Below are 19,380 nucleotides of genomic sequence, written 5' to 3'. Positions count from 1 at the left end.
ACCGGTTGGCCAATTGTCGGCGCCGTCTGGTTCGCTTGACGCATGGCGATTCTCTGGGCCCTGATGGCGGCGCTCCTGCTGAGCTTCGCGCTGCTCCCCGTCCTGCGGCGGCGGCGCGGCATGATCGAGCAGGTCCACCCGAGCCACCCGGACGCCGCCGACCCGGCGGACTACGGCTTCGTGCGCGAGGAGGACCTGGACATCCGCATGCCGGGCCCCGACCAGGACCTGCTGGACGTCCTCGACGTCGTGCAGCACACCCAGGACTACCGGGCGGCCTCGCAGCTGCTCGCGGGCACCGAGATCGCGGGCGAGCTGCGCTGGCAGCGCGTGCAGGCCTTCGCCGGCGCGGCGGCGCTGGAGCTGCAGCAGCGGCCGGGCGGGGTCAGCGAGACGCCGGGCGGGCAGTGGCTGCGGGTCTGGCGGGCCGAGCAGCCCAAGGACGCCGGCGGCGCGGCCGTGCACGCGGAGTTCCTGGTCCAGCAGGCGTGGCGGACGTCGACGCCGGGCACGGACGACTTCCGGATCATCATGGAGGAGGCCAGGGACGCCTGCGGGCAGGCGGCGCTGCTCTCCCCCGGGGACCCGGTGCCGTACGTCATCGAGCTGTCGGTGGCACGCGGGCTGAACTACTCGCAGCCCGAGTTCGAGCAGCTGTGGCTGAAGATCCTGGACCGCGCGCCCGCGCACATGGGAGCGCATCTGGCGGCGCTGCACTACTGGTGCGAGAAGTGGCACGGCTCGCGCGAGCTGGCGTACTCCTTCGCCGAGGCCGCCGCCGCCCGCGCCCCGCAGGGCTCGCTGCTGGCCGCGATGCCGCTGTTCGCGGTCTTCGAGCACCTGCCCGAGGTGAACCTGGTGGTGAGCTTCTACCAGAGCGAGGTCGTCACCAAGGCCGTCCACGGCGCGCTGCACGCGGTGCACTCGGCCCGCCAGGACGACCCGATGCTCGCGCACGTCCGCCATCTGCTGGTCTTCTTCCTGGTGCGCTCGGAGCGCTGGGCGGAGGCCATGGGCGAGCTGATACGGGTCGACGGGCATGTGGGGGCCCTGCCGTGGACGCTGTCCGCGAACCCGGCCGCCGAGTTCGCCCTCTACCGCGCGCTGGCGGTGGCGGGCTACGAGGCGAACGGCGGGAGCCCGGCGACGCTGCACAGCTAGTCGAGGGGGGCCGACAAAAGAAGGGTTGTGTGTCGGCTGCGGGTGAATGGGGGCTGGTCGCGCCCACGCGGCGGTAGCCGCATATCGGGCACTGCCCCGCGCCCCTTGCGGGGCGCCTGAGTTCCGTTCGTTTTCCCCAATTCTTGGGGTCCTGTGGGGGGATCTGCCCGATGGGTGCAAGTCTGCGGGCGCTGCGCGCCCTGGTTCTGCTCTGTGGTTTCTATCTGCTCGGCCTCGTCCTGCTGGCGGTGGCGGCCGCCGTCGACGTGGCGGCGGTGACGTGGGCGCCCGGTGCCCTCGCCGGGAAGATCGTGATCGTCTCCCTGCTGCTGGCGATCCCGGTCGTGAAGGGCATGCTCATGCTCCGGACGCCCAGGGGCGAGGGCCCGCCCGGCCTCCCGGTGACGGAGGCCGAGGAGCCCCGGCTGTGGGCGCTGGTGCGGGAGCTCGCGGCGGCCACGGGCACGAGCGCGCCGGACGCCGTCGTGCTCACCGGTGACGTCAACGCGTCGGTCAGCGAGGAGCCCCGGCTGCTCGGCCTGCGCCCCGGACCCCGCCGCCTCTACCTGGGCGTTCCGCTGCTGACCGGGCTGACCGAGGCCCGGCTGAAGGCCGTACTCGCCCATGAGTACGGCCACTTCACCGGCGGTGACACCCGGCTGTCGGCGCTCGCCGTGCGCGGCCGGGTGCAGATCGGGCGGACGGTCGGGCACTTCCACGCGCGGGCCGACGGCAAGGAGGCGGCCGAGCGCGCCCGGCAGGAGAAGGCCGCCGCCAGGCGGACCGCGAAGGGCAAGCAGGCCAAGGAGATCGACACCGCCGGTGCCGGGATCACCTACCGGCTGATGGCGGCGGTCTACACGGCGTACGCGAAGCTCTACATGCGGGCCACGCTGTCGACGGCCCGCGCGCAGGAGTACGCCGCCGACCTGGCCGCCGCGCGGATCGCCGGCCGGGACGCGACGGCGTCGGCCCTCCGCGAGATCCCCGTCCTGTCCGCCGCCCACGACTTCTACCTCGACTCGTACGCGACGCTCGGCCTGCCGGCGCGACAACTGCCGCCGCGCGGGGAGTTCTTCGGCGGCTTCGGCCGGATGCTCACGGCGCGCGGGACGGAGCTGGCGGGGCTGCGGGAGAAGCTGCCTTCGGAGCCGGGATCGCCGTACGACTCGCATCCGCCGATCGCCGACCGGGTACGGCGGATCGAGGCGCTGCCCGCCTACGGGCGCGGCGCGGAGGACGGCGGCCCGGCCCTCGCGCTGCTCTCCGACCCGGCCCGGACGCTGGCCGCGCTGGAGGACGCGGTGCTGACCGACGAGGTGGGGCAGTTCGAGCGCGCCGGGGAGTGGGAGCAGTTGCTGAGCGCGTCGATGGCCGTGGGGCTGGCCTCGCTCGACACCCCGCTGCACCGGGCGCTCGCCCGCTGCACGGAGGGCCGGCCGACGCTGCCCGCGCTGCTCACGGTGATCGACGAGGGCCGGCTGTGGCAGCTGGCCCAGGGGCTGCCGCTGCCGGACCGGGAGACGGCCGGGCGGGACCGGGAGTTCCGGGCGGCCGTACGGCCGGTGCTGCGGGACGCGCTGCAGAGCATGGTGCTGGCCGAGTTCAGCGCGCGGTCGCTGCTGCACTGGGAGTTCTCCTGGTCGCGGCCGGCGGCGGTACGGCTGCCCGGTTCCGCGTCCGACCTCGACGGCGAGGCTGGGACGGAGGCCGCGCTGCACGCCGCGGTGACGGCCGCACTGGCCGATCACCCCGACACCGGCCCGCTGCGGGCACTCCTGCCACCGACCCCACACCCGGCCTGACCCCACACCCCGCCTGACCCACACCCGGCCCGACCCCACACCCGGCCTGGACCGGCAGCCGGCCTGCCCGGGACGAACGGGAGAGTCGCGGACGGAGGGGACGGGGAGGAACCTGGAAGGCACGGAGGCAAGGTGGTGGCTATGGGGACGCCGTCGACGCGTTTCAGCGAGAGTCCCGAGGATCCGTTCGCCCTCGGGCGTGGCGCGTCGGCTGTGCTCGACGATCGCGGCACCGTGGTCGGCTGGAGCGCACGTGCGCAGGAACTGCTGGGCTATCCGGCCGGGAAAGTGCTCGGCCGGGCGTGGCAGGACCTCCTGGTGGACCCCGCTGACCTGCCTGTCGTGCGGTCCGTCGTGGTGACCGCCGTGAAGGCGGGGGGCTGGTTCGGCGTCCTGCCCGTGCGGCACCGTGACGGGCGCCGTGTGGAGATGGGTTTCCGGGCCCGTCTGATCGCCCGTGAGGGGGGCGGCCGGGAGTGGCTCCTGGTCGGCGCTCCGGCCGCGGAGGTCATCGCCTGGCAGCGGGACCGTGCGCTGCTGGACGGCCTGTACCGCCGCTCCCCGATCGGCCTGGTCACGTACGGCCCGGACCGGACGGTGATCCGGGTCAACCGCGCGGTCGAGAAGGCCAGCGGTGTCCCGGCCTCGGCGCCGGTGGGCCGTCGCCCCCGCGAGTTCATGGTCGAGGAGGACGCGGGCCCGGCCGACGAGCGGGTGCGGCACGTGCTGGAGACCGGTGAGCCGTTGATCTTCACCGAGCAGTCCGCCCGGGCACGCCACGATCCGGGCCGGGAGCGGATCGTGTCCGTGTCGGCGTTCCGGATGGAAGACCCCGCGGGCCGGGTGCTCGGCGTGGCGGAGACGATCGAGGACGTGACCGACCGGCACCGGGCGCAGCGCAGGCTCGCCCTGCTGAACGAGGCGAGCGCCCTGATCGGAACCTCGCTGGACGTGACGCAGACCGCCCGGGAACTGGCCGGGGTGGCCGTCCAGGGCCTGGCCGACTACTGCTCGGTGGACCTCCTCAAGTCGGTGACGCTCGGTGATGATCCGGTGTCCGGTACGGCAGGTCCGCTGCTCCGGGCCGCCCTCGCACCGCCGGAGCACCGGGTGCCGTACCAGGAGGGCGAGGTGGTCCCGCTGCTTCCGGAGTCCCCGCAGGCGCGGTGCCTGGCCGAGCGCCGTCCGATCCTCGAAGGGCTGCTCTCCCTGCGTCCCGAGTGGTACGCCATGGACCGGCGGCGGATCGAGATCGCCTCGGGGCTCGGCGTTCATTCGCTGATCGCGGTGCCCCTGGTCGCGCGCGGTCTCGTGCTGGGCGTGGTGAGCCTGTGGCGGTCGCGCGATTCGGAGCCTTTCGAGGACGACGATGCCGCGGTGGCCCAGGAGCTTTCCTCGCGTGCGGCCGTCTGCATCGACAACGCACGCCGCTTCACCCAGCAGCAGAGCGCCGCGCTGACTCTGCAGCGCAGTCTGCTGCCGAGCGTGGCCTCGGACCTGCCGGCCGTGGAGGTGGCCTGCCGGTACCTCCCCGCCAGCGGTGAACCGGGCATCGGCGGCGACTGGTTCGACGTGATCCCGTTGTCGGGGGCGCGGGTCGCCCTCGTCGTGGGAGACGTGGTCGGCCACGGGATCCACGCCGCGGCCTCGATGGGCCGTCTGCGGGCCTCCGCGCGCACCCTGGCCAGCCTCGACCTGGAACCGGACGAGGTGGTGGCGCGGCTGGACGACCTGGTCAGCCTGCTGGCCACCGAGCTGGAGGCGAACGCCGAGGGCAACCACTCGGCGATCGAGCAGGTGCTCGGGGCGACCTGCCTCTACGCGGTCTACGACCCGATCTCCCAGCACTGCTCGCTGGCCCGCGCCGGCCACCCGGCGCCGTTGGTGTCCACCCCGGACGGCGAGGTGACCGTGCTCGACCTGCCGGCGGGGCCGCCGCTGGGACTGGGCGGACTGCCGTTCGAGACGCTCGATCTCGACCTTCCCGAGGGCAGCCTGCTCACGCTCTACACCGACGGTCTGCTGGAGGCGCGCAACGGCAACATCGACGCCGCGCTGAGGGACCTGCACGCGTGTCTGGCCTACGTCACCGACCCCCTGGAGCAGACCTGCCACACCGTGGTCGAAGCGCTGCTGCCCAAGGACCACCGCCCCACCGACGACATCGCGCTGCTCATCGCCCGTACCCGGGTGCTACGGCCGCAGAACGTCGCCTCGTGGCAGCTGCCCCTGGAAGCGACCGCCGCCGCCCTGGCCAGAGAGCTGACCACGGCGAAGCTGACCGAATGGGGGCTGCCCGAACTGGCCTTCACCACCGAGCTGGTCGCCAGCGAGCTCGTCACCAACGCCTACCGGTACGCGACCGGCCCCGCCACCCTGCGCCTCATCCGCACGCACTGCCTGATCTGCGAGGTGTCCGACACCAGCCACACCTCCCCCCACCTCCGGCGGGCCCTCAGCACGGACGAGGGCGGCCGCGGGCTCTTCCTGGTCGCGCAGCTCACGGAGCGGTGGGGTACGCGCTACAGCCACGAGGGCAAGACCGTCTGGACGGAGCAGCCCCTGTCACCCGCCTGACCCACGAGTCTGGGAGGCGTCGTCGTTCAGTGGGTGTCGGCGTTCAGTGGGTGTCGGCGCCGCACTTCGGCTCGGCGGGCCTGTCCTGGCGAGTCGTTCGGGTCGGTGGGGACGGCTGGGTGCCGTTCCTGGCGAGCGGCCGGAAGTAGTGGTCCAGCGCCCAGTCGGCCACATGGGTGCCGGCCCGGCAGCCGACCACGTCCGCCGTGCGGGAGTGGACACCGCCCCACACACGGGCGTCGACGACGTCCCGGTTCAGCTCGTCGGCGGACCCGTAGAACCGCGTGGTGCCGGTGACCCCGGAGGGGACGTAGAGGTCGAGGTGCGAGGTGCCGAGGACTCCGGTCAGGGCCCGTGCCACGGCGCCGGCGACGGTCGTGTGGCCGGCGACGTAGTCCGGGTGCGGTGGGGTGAGGAGCAGCGGCTCCCACGTCGGGTCCGCCGTCGTCGCGGGGTTGCCGTCGGTGTCGGCGAGGCGGATGGCGGTGATCGGCCGCCAGGTGCCGTAGTGGAGCTTGACGTCCCAGGCCGTGACGACGGCGTCGGTCGCCGACGCGTTGACCGCGGCGAACAGCCGGGCCGTCTCGGCGATGCCGAGCCGGTGCCGGGCGGCGTGGTCCCGTACGGCCGACTGGACCTGTTCGGTCAGGTTGCCGCTGAAGAAGAGCGCGGTCTCGGTCTGCCGCGCGCTCCTGCCCGAGCCGGTCTTCGCGCCCATGGCCTTCAGCTCCTGGAGATCCTGGGCGTAGGCGGCCGAGGAGAGGGCGGGTGGTCCGCCGGGCCGGAACTGCTGCGGGGAGGCGAGCAGGAGGGGGCGGAGCTTGGCGAGCCAGGTGTCGATGAAGGGCTGGAACGCGGGCGGGGTGGGCCGCCAGACCCCCGGCGCCGGGGTGGCGGTGAACGGAACGTCCGCGAACCTCCCGTCCCCTTCCCGGAGTTCGATGATGCGGGCGGCGGCGCGCTTGCCGTAGTCGACGCCCCGGTCTCTGGCCTGACCGGCCGGAAGAGCGGCGAGCGAGTTCGCGTAGGCAGTGTCGAGCCGCGCTCTGAAGGCGGGGAAGCAGGCGAGCAGCACGTCGTGGGCCGCGGTGGCGGCGGCCGCCGCGGAAGACGCCTTCGCCGGGCCGCGCTCGCGCCATTTGTACAGGGCGTAGCGGCCTTCGATCCCCACCACGGCGTTGTACACGGCGACGGAGACGAACCCCTCCCAGATCGCGGCCTGCCCGGAGGGGCGTGCGCCGAGACTGGCCTTGATCGTGTCGGTGGCGACGACGTTCCACTCGCGGACCACCGCTGCCGGGTCCCCCGCGGTACGGGTGTCCGCGGCGGGGGGACTTGCCGCGTCGGGGGGACTCGCCGCGGCGGTGAGCGTCACGAGGGCGAGGGCCGCGGCGGCGCAGGCGAATCCCCGGACACGTGAACGCGGAGGAACGGGCAGAGGGGGCTCTTGGTACACGTCGTCCTCACTGGAGTCGAGTGCCCCAGGCTTAGCAACGGCCCGCCTCACGATCAAGACAACTCGCTGCAAAACGGGCAGTCCGCCGAGAGTACCCTCGCACGCCTCGCCAGCCGCTACGACGGTTGGTGTAGCCGGGGAGCGGCAGGGCGAGAACGAGTGCGCAACGGGTGGGTCGCGACGCTGCCGCCCGACGACGCCCGCCCCTACCATCCGAGCATGGGAGGCCCACGCGCGCTCTCCTGGCAGGGGGGCGGTCCATGCGGTCCACGACTTCACGGTCAGTGTTCCGGCGCTTCGCCGGTGCCCTCGCGGTCTGCGGGGCGCTCGCCGCAACCTCCGGGTGCACGGTCCCCGTCGATGCCGTCGCCGGTGTCTCCGTGACCGCCGACGGCCATCTGCTCGGCGTCATGATGGTCTGCGGGCACCATATCGACGGCGCGTCCCTCTACGTGGACAGCGCCGACACCGACAAGACGGTGACGGTCGGTTCATGGACGTCCGACCGTCCTCTCAAGGCCGGTCTCACCACCTGGCCCCTCGATTCCCCTGCCACCGGCTGGACCACGACCAGGCCCCTCGCCCGGCTCGGGGCCAAGACCGCCTACACCCTCTACGGCTGGACCGAGGACAACTCGTGGTCGTCGAGCGGCGTCTCCTTCACCCCGGCCGACCGGGACCGGCTCACCCCGGGGAAGGTCCTCTACGACCGCGTCTCGGACGACGGCGACGAATCCGCCGTCATCGTCCCCATGGCGGAGTTCGAGGCCAGGGCCTGCAAGGACAGCTGACGCCGCGGGCGCGTCCGACCGGGGCGACGGGGCTACCCTGCTGTGTCATGCAGGAGACGCGCCTCGACACTGCTCGGATCCGGGCGGCCCGCATGGTGATCGACCCGGTGTTCCTCGACACTCCGCTGTACCGCTGCGAGGCCCTGGAACCCGCTCTCGGGTGCACGGTCAGCATCAAGCTCGAAACGGCCAACCCGGTCCGCAGCTTCAAGGCCCGCGGCACCGAGGTGGTCACGAGCCTGCTCGCCGGCCACGGGGCGCCGGCCGTGGTGTGCGCGAGCTCGGGCAACCTCGGCCAGGCCCTCGCCTGGTCCGGCCGCCGCCGGGGGCTCGACGTGACCGTCGTGGCCTCCCGCTTCGCGACCGCGGCCAAGCTCGATCGCATCCGCGCGTTGGGCGCCACGCTGGAGCTGGTGGACGGCGACCACGAGACGGCTCGCGAGCGGGCGGTGGCCCTCGCACGGGACGACGGCGTCCGGCTGGTCGAGGACAGCCTGGACATCGAGACCTGCGAGGGCGCGGCGACCATCGGCCTGGAACTGGCGGACGCCGCGCCGTCGTTCGACACCGTCCTGATCGCTCTCGGCGGCGGGGCACTGGCCACTGGCGTGGGTCATGTGCTGAAGGCGCTGGCACCCGGGGTCGAGGTGATCTGCGTCCAGCCGCTGGGCGCACCGGCGATGACGTACTCGTGGCGCCGGCGGCGCGTCGTCAGCACCGGGTCGGCCGACACCATCGCCGACGCCGTCGCCGGCCGGCACCCCATCCCGGCCGTCCTGGACGACCTCCTCCTCGTCGCCGACGATGTCGTTCTGGTCCAGGAGACGTCGATCGTCGCCGGGATGCGGATGCTCCTCGACCACGCCGGCCTCATCGTCGAACCGTCGGCCGCGCTCGGCATCGCGGCGATCCTGGAGGACCGCGAACGCTTCGCCGGCCGGCACGTGGTCACCGTCGTGTGCGGCAGCAACGTCGACGTGGCCGCCTATCACCGCTGGGTCGGTGCGGCTCCCGGCCCCGGGCCCTCGGCCGCCACCGCGTAACCGGGCACGGACGGCCATCGAACCGTCAGGACCGTCGACTCCTCCTCCGCGCACCACGAGTGGTCGACTCCGTGTCCCCAGACGACGTAGTCACCCTGTTCCTCCAGCAGGACACTGCGGCCGGGGAGTTCGACGCGGAAGCGGCCGCTGATGAGAACCAGGAGGGCTGTGCGTTCCTCGCCCCGCACCCACTGCGACCGCTCGTCGCCGCGCGGGTGTACGCCCCACTTGATCTCCACCGCCTCGCTGTGGCGCGGATCGCCGGCGCCCTTGAAGTGCCCGAGAAGCCATCCCCGGTCCAGGGGTGCGTCCCTGCCCGCATTGCCGACGTACACGGAGTCGTTCACACGGGCGGACGCTAGCAGTCGCCACGAGGAACGGGCGGGCCGGCGGACGTCATGCCTTGAGGTGCTGCTCCCGGACGGCCTTCATGAGGCCCGCCATGGCGGACAGGGTCTCGCGGTCGCCCCCGTCGTCGATCGCCTCCAGAGCGGCGGCCGCGGCCTCACGGATCTGGTGGGGAAGCCCCTCGGCGGCCGTGAGACGGTAGGCGGCCCTACGGCGTGCCCTGCGCTCGGCGATGTCCACCGCGTCGGGGCCGGAGAGCGGGAAGACGGCCGCCCGGTACGCCGATATCCCGAGCACCACCATGTCCGCGATCCCGTCGGCGTACCCGGTCGCGGCGGCCTTGCGCCGACCCTCCTGCATGGCCGCCATGATCCGGCGGCGGGACAGGATGGTGCCGAGGGCGCCGCCGCCCGCCAGGGAAAGGGCGCAGGTGACGGCGAGGAACGGTCCGTCCCACGCGTAGCCGGTGAATCCTCCGAGGATCGAGAGCGCGACGGTCCAGGCGGCCGCAGTCCGGGCGCTTATCTGCTCGGGTGTGGTGTCCATGACGGCAGTGTCCCAGCGGGTGCCGCCGCCACCCGCGCGGGGTGGACCGGCGGCACCGAACCGCGGCCGCCGGTCCTCGCGGTCAGCCCTGCGCGCGGGCGGGGAGCTTCCAGCCGGGGCGGGGGAAGTGGCAGGTGTAGCCGTCCGGGTAGCGCTCCAGGTAGTCCTGGTGCTCGGGCTCGGCCTCCCAGAAGGGCCCGACCGGCTCCACCTCGGTGACCGCCTTGCCCGGCCACAGGCCGGAGGCGTCCACGTCCGCGATCGTGTCCTCGGCGATCCGCTTCTGCTCGTCGTCCACGTAGTAGATCGCCGAGCGGTAGCTGAGGCCTATGTCGTTGCCCTGGCGGTTCCTGGTGCTCGGGTCGTGGATCTGGAAGAAGAACTCCAGGAGCGCCCGGTAGTCGGTCTTCGTGGGGTCGAAGAGGATCTCGATGGCCTCCGCGTGCGTGCCGTGGTTGCGGTACGTCGCGTTCGGCACGTCACCCCCGGTGTAGCCGACCCGGGTCGCCGTCACGCCCGGGAGCTTGCGGATCAGGTCCTGCATGCCCCAGAAACATCCGCCCGCCAGCACGGCCCTCTGCGTCTGCGCAGTCATCGCGGCCCCTCCAATACTCGTCGGCCTGGTCATTCGGGCTACCCGGCTCGCACATCCACCGGCGTCCGATGCCCACCCTCCTCAACGCACGAGGGTTCCCGTCGATTCCGTGCCCCGCTCCTGTGCGCGGGAGCGGGGCACGGGGGAGGAAGAGCGCGCGGCCGGTGTCAGTGGGCCGGCTGCGGATCGGCCGCCGGGGCCGGTTCCTCGTCGAAGGTCATCTCCGGCGGGGCCTTGCGGAAGCCCCTGGTGAGGTAGGCGAGGTAGCAGACGCCGACGGCCAGCCAGATCAGACCGAGGGTGCGGGCCTTGCTGTCGAGGTGGCACAGCAGCCACACGTCGACGACGGCGCCGACGGCCGGGAGCAGGACGTACGACCACACGGCGGGACGGCGGCCCGCGCGGCGCTCCCGGACGTAGGTCGCGATGACGGAGAGGTTGACGAAGGTGAAGGCGGTGAAGGCGCCGAAGTTGATGAAGGACGTGGAGGTGGCGACGTTCAGGCGCAGCGCGATCAGGCCGACCGCTCCGGCGAGGAGGATGTTCAGGGCGGGGGTGTGGTACTTGGGGTGGATGCTGCCGAAGACCTTCCTGGGCAGTACGGAGTCGCGGCCCATCGCGTAGAGCAGCCGTGCCGTGCTGGCCTGCGCGGCGATCCCGGAGGCGAACTGGGCGACGATCAGGCCGGCCAGGAACACGGAGGAGAACACGTCGCCGCCGATCGCCTTGGCGATCTCGAACGCGGCGGAGCTGGAGTCGGTGAACGCGTACCCGGGGTGGGCCAGCTGGGTGGCGTAGGCGACGACGACGAAGATGCCGCCGCCGAGCAGCGCGGTCAGCATGATGGCGCGGGGGATGGTGCGCTTGGGGTCGACGGTCTCCTCGGTCAGCGTGGTGACCGCGTCGAACCCGAGGAAGGAGTAGGCGGCGATGGCGGCGCCCGCGGAGATGCCCGCGAGGCTCGTCGCGTGGTTCGCGAACGGTGTGGCGCTGGCGAGTCCCGCCGCTCCCTGGTGCTGGAAGACGTGCCGCAGACAGAGCAGCGCGAAGATCGCGACGACCAGGACCTGGAAGACCATCAGCAGGTCGTTCACCCGCTCCGCGGTCTTGATGCCCCGGATGTTGAGCGCGGTGGTGACGGCGATGAACGCGACGATCCACACCCAGAACGGCACCGAGGGGTACTCGGCCTGGAGATAGGCCCCGCCGATGAGCCAGATGACCATGGGCAGGAAGAAGTAGTCCAGCAGGGTGGCCCAGCCGACGAGGAAGCCGATCCGGGAGTCTATGGAGCGCCGCACGTAGGTGTAGGCGGACCCGGCGACGGGATGGGCCGCGGCCATCTTCCCGTAGCTGTGCGCGGTGAAGAGCATGGCGCCGAGGGCCAGCAGGTAGGCCGTCGGGACGGAGCCGTGGGTGCTGTCGGCGACGACGCCGTAGGTGCCCAGGACGATGATCGGGGCCATGTAGGCGAGCCCGAAGAGCACGACGGATCTGAGGGTCAGGCTGCGGGTGAGGGTGGGCGGGGAGGAGGGAGCGGACATGGCGTTCCTTGGGCCGAGGGGACGGGGTGCCTTTTTTCTGGGGGGTGACGATCAGTTGTCGGTGACGCGCCAGCGGCGGGGGTCCAGGCGGCCGGCGTAGAGCGGGAGGTCGATGGGGGCGTCGGCCTCGGTGAACTGGTTCCACATGCGGTTCAGGCCGGCGGTGCCGAAGGTCCGTACGCGGGTCACGTCGTCCAGGTCGAGGACGTCGGTCAGCACGGTGGGCGCGGAGTCGGGGGCCTCGACGCGGACGCGTCCCTCGGGGTCGACGACCAGGCTGCGCCCGGTGCCGTCGGGGCCCGCGGTGTTGACGCTGACCACGTAGACCTGGTTGACGATGGCGTTCGCCCGGGCGAGGACGAGTTCCTGGGCGCGGTCCGCGGAGGTGGTCATCACCGGGTTGACGATGACCTCGGCGCCCATCCAGGCCAGGTGCCTGGCCACCTCCGGGAACCAGGCGTCGTAGCAGATGGCGAAGCCGACGCGGCCGGTGTCCGGGAGGTCCAGGACGACGAAGCGGTCGCCGGGGACGTACGGCTCGAAGGGCCGCCACGGGAAGACCTTGCGGTAGTGGGCGGCGAGCCGCCCCTCGGGGGAGAAGGCGAGCGCGGTGTTGAAGAGCTCGCCGGCCGGACCGCGCTCGCAGACGGTGCCCGGGAACAGCCAGACGCCCAGGTCGCCCGCGAGCTCGGCGAGCTGCCGCACGCGGGGGCCGTCGAGCGGCTCCGCCGCGTCCCGCAGCCGGCTCTCCGACTCGGCGGGCGGGCCGTCGGTGCCGCACAGGTGCAGCTCCGGGTAAGCGAGGAGGCGGGTCTGCGGGAAGCGCGCCAGCACGCCCGCGACGTCTTCGGCGAAGCCGGACAGCGGGTCCGCGGCCGGGCGGGGAGGGGCCTGGACCAGGGCGACGGGGAGGGGTCGGGACATGGCCAGGAAATTAACTCAATATGAGTCCTTATACAATGGTCTCATTATGAGCAGTTTTACTGGCCGCTACATTGAGGGCATGACCGGCACCCCGAACGGATCCGCGCCCGCGCACCCCGAGGCGCACCCCGAGGGGCCCGTCCTCGCCCTCAACTCGCCCAAGCTGAACGGGATCCGCCGACTCACCGCGCTGGACACGGTGCGCGCCCGGATCGCCATGGCGGTCGACCTCGGGCTGCTCTCCCCCGGCGAACGGCTGCCCCAGACCGACGCCATAGCCGAGGCGCTCGGCGTCGGGGAGATCACCGTGCGCCGCGCCCTGAGCACCCTGTGCACGGACGGCGTCCTGGAACGCAGGCGCGGCCGCAACGGCGGCACCCTGGTCGCCGAGCAGCCGACCCGGGGGGTCGTCGACGCGGCCGAGGCGTACCACGGGCAGACCGCGGAGGTGCACCGCCTGATCGACGAGCGGACCGTCCTGGAGTGCGGGATCGCCCATCTCGCGACCCGCGCCGCGTCCGCCGCGGCCCTCGACGAGCTCGACGTGCTGGTCGCGGCCATGGACCGGGCGGAGAGCTGGGCGGAGTTCCACTCCTGCGACGAGCGGTTCCACCTCGCCGTGGCCCACGCCACCGGCCTCGACGCGAGCGTGCAGACCTACGGGACCGTGCTGCGCCGGCTCTACGCGTACTACCTCCCCTACCCCCTCGCCGCCCTGCGCGAGTCCAACGACGAGCACCGGGCGCTGGTGGCGGCGCTCCGCGCGGGGGACGCGGCGGGGGCGGCCGACATCGCCCGCCGCCATGTGGAGACCCTGCACCGGACGATGTTCGTGGGGCTGGTTCGCTGACGCTCCGCTGGGGGTGCCGCGACATGCTGTGTGTCCGCTGCGGCGCCGTCGTGGCTGGTCGCGCCCACGCGGCGGAGCCGCATATGGATGCAACCCCGCGCCCCTTACGGGGCGCTGCCGAACGCAGGCGCCGATATTCGGTTGCCGGGCGGCGCTCCCGCGGGCTCAATGGCAGGCATGGCCGACATCCAGGGCTCGTACGACGAGCTGTTCACCGCCGTGCCCACCGCTCTCGCCGCGCTGATCGACGACGGTGACGTGGGAGGTGCCGTGGCCGTCTTCGTGGACGGGGAGCCCGTCGTGGACGTGTGGGCCGGGTTCGCCGACACCGGCCGGACCCAGGCGTGGGAGCGGGACACGATCGTCAACGTGTTCTCCGTGACCAAGACGATGACCGCGCTGTGCGCGCTCGTCCTGATCGACCGGGGGAAGCTGGATCCGGACGCGCCGGTCGCCCGCTACTGGCCCGAGTTCGCCGCGGCCGGCAAGCGGCACGTGCTGGTGCGGCATCTGCTGTCGCACACCGCCGGGCTGCCCGACTGGGAGGGTCCGGTCGAGGAGCTGTACGACTGGGCGGCCGCGACGGCCCGGCTCGCCGGGCAGGCCCCGCAGTGGGAGCCCGGGACCGCGGCCGGGTACCACTCGGCCACCCAGGGGTTCCTGGTGGGTGAGGTGCTGCGGCGGATCACCGGGCGGAGCGTGGGCGAGTTCTTCGCCGCGGAGGTGGCCGGACCGCTGGGCGCGGACTTCCACATCGGCCTCGGCCCCGAGCACGACCACCGGGTGGCGCTCACCGTGCCGCCGCCGGGCAGGGACGAGGACTACACGGCGAGTGCGGCGAACCGCGACGCGGCCGCCGCCGCCCCCACCACCGCCACCGCCCTGCGCGTCCGGGACGGCAACAGCCTCGCCTGGCGCCGCGCGCAGATCCCCGCGGCGAGCGGCTACGGCAACGCCCGCTCGGTCGCCCTCGTCCAGTCCGTGCTCGCCTGCGGCGGAACCGTGGGCGGGGTGCGGGTGCTGTCTCCGGAGGGGTGTGAGCGGGCCCGGGAGCTCCAGTTCGAGGGCGAGGACCGCGTCCTCGGCATGCCGGCCCGGTACGGCCTCGGCTACGGCCTCTTCGGCAGCGCCCTCGGCTGGGGCGGCTGGGGCGGCGCGCTCGTCTGGGTCGACCCCGACGAGCGGCTGGCGATCGCGTACGTGACGAACCAGATGCGCGAACCCGCCGCCGACAACCGGGGCATCGAGCTGATCATGGCCGCCCAGGACGGCATCAAGGGGCTGCGGGCGACATGAGTGGTGCGCTCTCTCTCGTCGGCGGCGGCTGGGACGCGCCCGAGGTGTACGGGCCGTTGCTGCGGGCCGCGGGCGGCGGCCGGATCGGGTGCGTGATCGTCGACGAGGGGGACGGCGAGGCGCAGTTCGCGCGGTACGCGGAGGCGTTGCGGACCGCGGGGGCCGATGCCGTGGTGCCGTTGCTCGTGCCGCTCGGGGGACGGTTCGAGCCGGAGTCCCTGCTGGAGAGCGGAACGGCCGGGCTGCTGGTCTGCGGTGGGCTCACCCCCGCGTACCAGGACGCGTTCGCCGGGTGTGCCGCCCGGCTGACCGGGCTGCTCACCGAACGCGGCATCCCCTACGCCGGGTTCTCGGCCGGTGCCGTGCTCGCCGCCCGGCGGGCCGTGGTCGGCGGCTGGCTGGCGGACGGTGTTCCGGTCTGCCCGCCGGACGCCGCCGAGGATCTCGAAGAGGTCGAGGTACGGCCCGGGCTGGGCCTGGTGCCCTTCGCGGTGGACGTGCACGCGGCGCAGTGGGGCACGCTGGGACGGCTGGTCGCGGCCGTGTCGCGAAGGTCGGTGCCGTACGGGGTGGCGATCGACGAGAACACCGTGCTGGAGGTGACCGGCCGGACGGGCCGGGTCGGCGGGCGCGGGCGCGTCCATGTCGTACGGCCCTCGGGCGACACCGCGGGTGCGGTCGTACGGTCGTACGCGCCCGGTGTGTCCGTCCCGCTGGGTCAGCCGCCGCTGCCGTAGGGGCGGGTGAGGATCTCCAGGCGGTGGCCGTCGGGGTCGTCGAAGTAGGTGCCGCGGCCCCCGTCGTTGGTGTTGATCTCGCCGGGACGGGTGTGGTGCGGGTCGGCCCAGTAGCCGAGGCCGGCCGCCCGCACCCGCGTGAAGATCTCGTCGAAGTCGTCCTCGGAGACCAGGAAGGCGTAGTGCTGCGGCGGGATGTCCCCCGGGGTGTCCATGAAGTCGAGGGTGACGCCGTTCGGCAGCGCGACCGGGGCGAACGGACCGTAGTCCGGGCCGACTTGCAGTCCGAGGATGTCGGCGAGGAACCGGGCCGAGGCGTGCTTGTCGTGTGCGGCGACGATGGTGTGGTTCAGGTTCACGGTCATCGTGGGACCTCCTGCTGTCCAACGTACTCCCGGCACCGGATAAGGTAAGGCTCGCCTTAGTCACTGATCGGGAGAGCCAGTCGTGCGTGCGTTGAGGTTGAGGGCCGTCCTGGCCGTGTCCGCCGTGTCCGTCGTGGGCGGTCTGCTGGCCGGCTGCTCGTCGTCCGGCGGTGACAACGATGCCGGTGCCGCCGCCCACGGCGACGAAACCGTGAACAAGGTCGCCGGCGCCTCCGAGGGCCCCTCCGCCGCGCCGAGCGCGCTCGCCGACGGGATGGGCTCCGACACGGACACCGACGGCGTCTTCCCGCGCACGGTCACCCACTTCGAGGGGAAGACCACCATCGAGGCCGAGCCGAAGCGGATCGCGGTGCTCAGCACCGGGCAGCTCGACGACCTGCTCACCCTCGGCATCGTCCCGACGGCCGGCACCCGTGCCGAGAACGCCGGACTGGTCCCCGACTACCTCGCCGACGCCTTCCCGCAGTACAAGAAGAAGCTCGCCGCGATGACCGACGCGGGCACCCGCCAGTCGCCCAACCTGGAGTCCCTGGCCGCCGCCAGGCCCGACCTGATCCTGGTCAACGACTCGCTCGGCGACCTCTACCCGCAGCTGTCGAAGATCGCGCCCACCGTGGTCACCGCCGGCCAGGGCATCAACTGGAAGCGCGACCTGCTGCTCGTAGGGGACGCGGTCGGCGAAGGGCAGAAGGCGCAGGAACTGCTCACCGGCATCGTCGACAACGCGAAGGCCAGCGGGTCCGCCCTGAACGGCTCGGCGACCGTGTCCATGGTCCGCTTCACGCCCGACCGCACCCGGATGTTCGGGGTGTCCTCCTTCACCGGCTCGATAGCCGTCGACATGGGGCTCTCCCGCCCCAAGTCGCAGCAGTTCACCGCCATTTCGCAGGACATCAGCGCGGAGAAGGTCGACACCGCCGACGGTGACTGGATCTTCTACTCCGTGCAGGGCGACGCGGCGGAGACGGACGCGGCGACCGTGCTCGCCGGGCCGCTGTGGAAGTCCATGAAGGCGGTCGAGGCCGGGCACGCCGTGCAGGTCGACGACGACCCCTGGTACCTCAACGCCGGTCCCACGGCCGCGCGTCTGGTCGTACGACAGCTCGCCGAGCACCTCCGGTAAGTGCGCCGCGCCCTCCTCTGGCCGACGGCCGCCCTCGTGGTGGCCGTCGTCGCCGTGCTCAGTCTCGCCGTCGGCACGCGTGCCGTACCGCCGGCGACCGTCCTGGACGCCCTGCTGCACGGCGGGTCCTCCCCCGACGCGCTCGTCGTCCGCTCGCTGCGCCTGCCCCGCACCGAGGTCGGCCTCACCGCGGGCGCCGCGCTCGGCCTCGCCGGCGCCACGCTCCAGGCGGTCACCCGCAACCCGCTCGCCGACCCCGGCATCCTCGGCCTGAGCCAGGGGGCGGCGGCCGGGGTGGTGCTCGCCATCGTCCTCGGCGGCTCGGGGTACGGCTTCGGGGCCTACGTCTGGTATGCGTTCACCGGCGCCGTCGTCGCCGCGTGCCTGGTGTACGGCATCGCGGCGCGGGGTCGGGGCGGGGCGTCCCCGGTGAAGCTGGCGCTGGCCGGCACCGCTCTGTCCGCGATGACCGCGGGGGCGACGACGGTGGTCCTGACGTCCAGTTCGGCGACCCTCGACCAGTTCCGGTTCTGGCAGGTGGGGGCGCTCAGCGGGCGGGACGCGGGGACCGTCGTACGGATGCTGCCGTTCCTGGCGGCGGGCGCCGTGCTGGTGCTGGCCTGTGCCCGGGGGCTGGACGCGCTGGCCCTCGGCGACGAGACGGCCCGCTCGCTCGGACACCGGGTGCATGTCGTGCGGGGGTGCGCGGCGCTGGGGGCGACCCTGCTGACCGCGTCCGCGGTGGCGGCGGCCGGGCCGATCGCGTTCGTGGGGCTGGTGGTGCCGCATCTGGCGCGGCGGTTGGTCAGGGGCGGGGGCTACGGGCGGGTGCTGCCGCTGTCGGCGCTGCTGGGAGCGGGGTTGCTGGTGGCCGCGGACGTGCTGGGGCGGGTGGTGCGGGCTCCTGCGGAGGTGCCGGCCGGGGTGATGACGGCGTTTGTGGGGGTGCCGGTGCTGGTGGCGCTGGTACGGAGGAAGGGGGCCGTGTCGTGAGGCGTACCCGGGGTGGGGGTCGGGGGGTGAGGACGCTTACCGGCGCTGGCCGGGTGCCGCTGCGCCCACCCGTGCCGCCCTGCGGCACGCCTGCCCGCAGCTGGGTGGCTGAAGAGCGGGCGGCTGGGCAGCGCCCCGAAGGGGGCGCGGGGAACTGCGCGAGCAACCCCCACCGGCCCGCAGGGACATCGGTGCTCCGCCCCCACCCCCGCTTCTCCCTCGTCCTCCACAAGCGTTCGATCCTCGTCGCCCTCGTGCTGCTCACCCTCCTCGCCCTCGCCATGGCCGCCTCCGCCTCCCTCGGCCAGACCTACATCTCCCCCGCCGAGGTCTGGCGCACCCTCCGCGGCGAGCCGACCCCCTACGACCTCGTCGTCAACGAGCTGCGCGTCCCGCGGATCGTGCTCGGGGCGCTCGTCGGCGGGGCGCTCGGGCTCGCCGGGGCGCTGGTGCAGACCGTCACCCGGAACCCGCTCGCCAGTCCCGACGTCATCGGCGTCGGGCACGGCGCCGCCGCCGCGACCGTGGTCGCACTGGCCACGGGAGCCGTCGCGTCGCCGTCCGCGCTGCCCGCCGTGTCCGTGGCCGGCGGCCTCGCTGCCGCCGCCCTCGTCTACGTGCTCGCCTGGCGGCACGGCATGCAGCCCAGCCGCTTCGTGCTCACCGGCGTCGGTATCGGCGTCGCCCTGTCCGCCGTCGTCCAGCTGTACCTCGCCGACAGCGAGCTGGACGCGGCCGAGCAGGTCAAGCTGTGGCTGACCGGGAGTCTGAACGGGCGGGGCTGGGAGCAGGCCGGGCCGCTCGCCGTCGTCCTCGTGCTCGCCCTGCCGGGGCTGGTGTGGGCGGCCCGGGCGGCGCGGCCGCTCGGGCTCGATCCCGACACCGCCGCCGCCCTCGGCCTCCGGGTCGACCGGGCCCGGCTCGGTCTCACCGCCCTCGGCGTCGTGCTCGCCGCCGCCGCGACCGGTGCCGCCGGGCCGATCGGGTTCGTCGCGCTCACCGCGCCGCAGCTGGCCAGGCGGCTCACCCGCACCCCTCAGCTGCCGCTGGTCTGCTCGGCGCTGACGGGCGCACTCGTGCTGGTGGCCGCCGACCTGGTGGCCCGCACCCTGGTCCCTCCGCTGGAGATCCCGGTCGGTGCGCTGACCTCCCTGGTCGGCGGCCCCTATCTGCTCCATCTGCTCGGCCGCAGGCCGAAACCCTGA

The 19,380-nt window shown here is 73.2% G+C and carries 18 protein-coding genes; 11 read left to right on the top strand and 7 right to left on the bottom strand.

Annotated features, from left to right (window positions below):
- Positions 1–42 precede the first annotated feature (42 nt).
- The 3 genes from ABZ887_RS43835 to ABZ887_RS43825 all read left to right on the top strand — a co-directional run bounded on the left by ABZ887_RS43835 (position 43) and on the right by ABZ887_RS43825 (position 5,543).
- Complete coding sequence (locus ABZ887_RS43835; protein ID WP_361303531.1) at positions 43–1,161, top strand: hypothetical protein; 1,119 nt, start codon at positions 43–45, stop codon at positions 1,159–1,161.
- A gap of 170 nt (positions 1,162–1,331) precedes the next feature.
- Positions 1,332–2,966, top strand: coding sequence for a M48 family metallopeptidase (locus ABZ887_RS43830; RefSeq protein ID WP_361303529.1), 1,635 nt, complete (start codon positions 1,332–1,334; stop codon positions 2,964–2,966).
- Positions 2,967–3,107: 141 nt separating this feature from the next.
- Positions 3,108–5,543 (top strand): SpoIIE family protein phosphatase, encoded by a 2,436-nt coding sequence (locus tag ABZ887_RS43825; protein ID WP_361303526.1) that lies wholly within the window; start codon positions 3,108–3,110, stop codon positions 5,541–5,543.
- 43 nt (positions 5,544–5,586) lie between these two features.
- On the opposite strand, the gene ABZ887_RS43820 is transcribed toward ABZ887_RS43825, so the two are convergent.
- Positions 5,587–6,918, bottom strand: a complete 1,332-nt coding sequence (locus ABZ887_RS43820; RefSeq protein ID WP_361303523.1) for a vanadium-dependent haloperoxidase — start codon at positions 6,916–6,918, stop codon at positions 5,587–5,589.
- A 341-nt stretch (positions 6,919–7,259) separates the two neighbouring features.
- On the opposite strand from ABZ887_RS43820, the gene ABZ887_RS43815 reads away from it, so the two are divergent.
- On the top strand, positions 7,260–7,790 hold the full coding sequence (locus ABZ887_RS43815) for a hypothetical protein (RefSeq protein ID WP_361303520.1): 531 nt from the start codon (positions 7,260–7,262) through the stop codon (positions 7,788–7,790).
- 47 nt (positions 7,791–7,837) lie between these two features.
- On the top strand, positions 7,838–8,833 hold the full coding sequence (locus ABZ887_RS43810) for a pyridoxal-phosphate dependent enzyme (protein ID WP_361303517.1): 996 nt from the start codon (positions 7,838–7,840) through the stop codon (positions 8,831–8,833).
- Here the strand turns inward: ABZ887_RS43810 and ABZ887_RS43805 are convergent.
- From ABZ887_RS43805 to ABZ887_RS43785, 5 genes are all read right to left on the bottom strand, one after another.
- On the bottom strand, positions 8,779–9,180 hold the full coding sequence (locus tag ABZ887_RS43805; RefSeq protein WP_361303514.1) for a signal peptidase I: 402 nt from the start codon (positions 9,178–9,180) through the stop codon (positions 8,779–8,781). The genes ABZ887_RS43810 and ABZ887_RS43805 overlap by 55 nt on opposite strands.
- 49 nt (positions 9,181–9,229) lie before the next feature.
- Positions 9,230–9,727 (bottom strand): hypothetical protein, encoded by a 498-nt coding sequence (locus tag ABZ887_RS43800; protein WP_361303511.1) that lies wholly within the window; start codon positions 9,725–9,727, stop codon positions 9,230–9,232.
- An 82-nt stretch (positions 9,728–9,809) separates the two neighbouring features.
- Complete coding sequence (msrA, locus tag ABZ887_RS43795) at positions 9,810–10,322, bottom strand: peptide-methionine (S)-S-oxide reductase MsrA (protein WP_361303508.1); 513 nt, start codon at positions 10,320–10,322, stop codon at positions 9,810–9,812.
- A 167-nt stretch (positions 10,323–10,489) separates the two neighbouring features.
- The gene (locus tag ABZ887_RS43790; protein ID WP_361303505.1) at positions 10,490–11,866 is read right to left on the bottom strand and encodes an APC family permease; all 1,377 of its coding nucleotides are present in this window, start codon (positions 11,864–11,866) and stop codon (positions 10,490–10,492) included.
- 51 nt (positions 11,867–11,917) lie between these two features.
- Positions 11,918–12,790 carry a carbon-nitrogen hydrolase family protein gene (locus ABZ887_RS43785; protein WP_361303502.1) on the bottom strand — a complete coding sequence of 291 codons (873 nt, stop codon included), beginning with the start codon at positions 12,788–12,790 and terminating at the stop codon, positions 11,918–11,920.
- Positions 12,791–12,869: 79 nt separating this feature from the next.
- On the opposite strand from ABZ887_RS43785, the gene ABZ887_RS43780 reads away from it, so the two are divergent.
- The 3 genes from ABZ887_RS43780 to ABZ887_RS43770 all read left to right on the top strand — a co-directional run bounded on the left by ABZ887_RS43780 (position 12,870) and on the right by ABZ887_RS43770 (position 15,673).
- Positions 12,870–13,640 (top strand): GntR family transcriptional regulator, encoded by a 771-nt coding sequence (locus tag ABZ887_RS43780; RefSeq protein WP_361303499.1) that lies wholly within the window; start codon positions 12,870–12,872, stop codon positions 13,638–13,640.
- A gap of 177 nt (positions 13,641–13,817) precedes the next feature.
- Entirely contained in the window at positions 13,818–14,936 is a 1,119-nt protein-coding gene (locus tag ABZ887_RS43775; RefSeq protein WP_361303496.1) for a serine hydrolase domain-containing protein, read from the top strand.
- Positions 14,933–15,673, top strand: coding sequence for a hypothetical protein (locus ABZ887_RS43770; protein WP_361303493.1), 741 nt, complete (start codon positions 14,933–14,935; stop codon positions 15,671–15,673). Before ABZ887_RS43775 ends, ABZ887_RS43770 begins: the two co-directional genes overlap by 4 nt.
- On the opposite strand, the gene ABZ887_RS43765 is transcribed toward ABZ887_RS43770, so the two are convergent.
- On the bottom strand, positions 15,655–16,038 hold the full coding sequence (locus ABZ887_RS43765; protein WP_361303490.1) for a VOC family protein: 384 nt from the start codon (positions 16,036–16,038) through the stop codon (positions 15,655–15,657). The genes ABZ887_RS43770 and ABZ887_RS43765 overlap by 19 nt on opposite strands.
- Before the next feature lie 91 nt (positions 16,039–16,129).
- Between ABZ887_RS43765 and ABZ887_RS43760 the strand changes: the two genes are divergently transcribed.
- The 3 genes from ABZ887_RS43760 (at position 16,130) to ABZ887_RS43750 (ending at position 19,380) form a co-directional block, all read left to right on the top strand.
- Positions 16,130–17,182 carry an iron-siderophore ABC transporter substrate-binding protein gene (locus ABZ887_RS43760; protein ID WP_361303630.1) on the top strand — a complete coding sequence of 351 codons (1,053 nt, stop codon included), beginning with the start codon at positions 16,130–16,132 and terminating at the stop codon, positions 17,180–17,182.
- The gene (locus tag ABZ887_RS43755; protein WP_361303487.1) at positions 17,183–18,175 is read left to right on the top strand and encodes an iron ABC transporter permease; all 993 of its coding nucleotides are present in this window, start codon (positions 17,183–17,185) and stop codon (positions 18,173–18,175) included.
- 191 nt (positions 18,176–18,366) lie between these two features.
- Complete coding sequence (locus tag ABZ887_RS43750) at positions 18,367–19,380, top strand: iron ABC transporter permease (protein WP_361303484.1); 1,014 nt, start codon at positions 18,367–18,369, stop codon at positions 19,378–19,380.

Origin of the sequence: Streptomyces sp. NPDC047061 (assembly GCF_040643955.1) — a bacterium.
GTDB lineage: Bacteria > Actinomycetota > Actinomycetes > Streptomycetales > Streptomycetaceae > Streptomyces.
The sequence above is the reverse complement of the archived record's forward strand: the minus strand, read 5'-3'. Positions and strand labels throughout refer to the sequence as shown.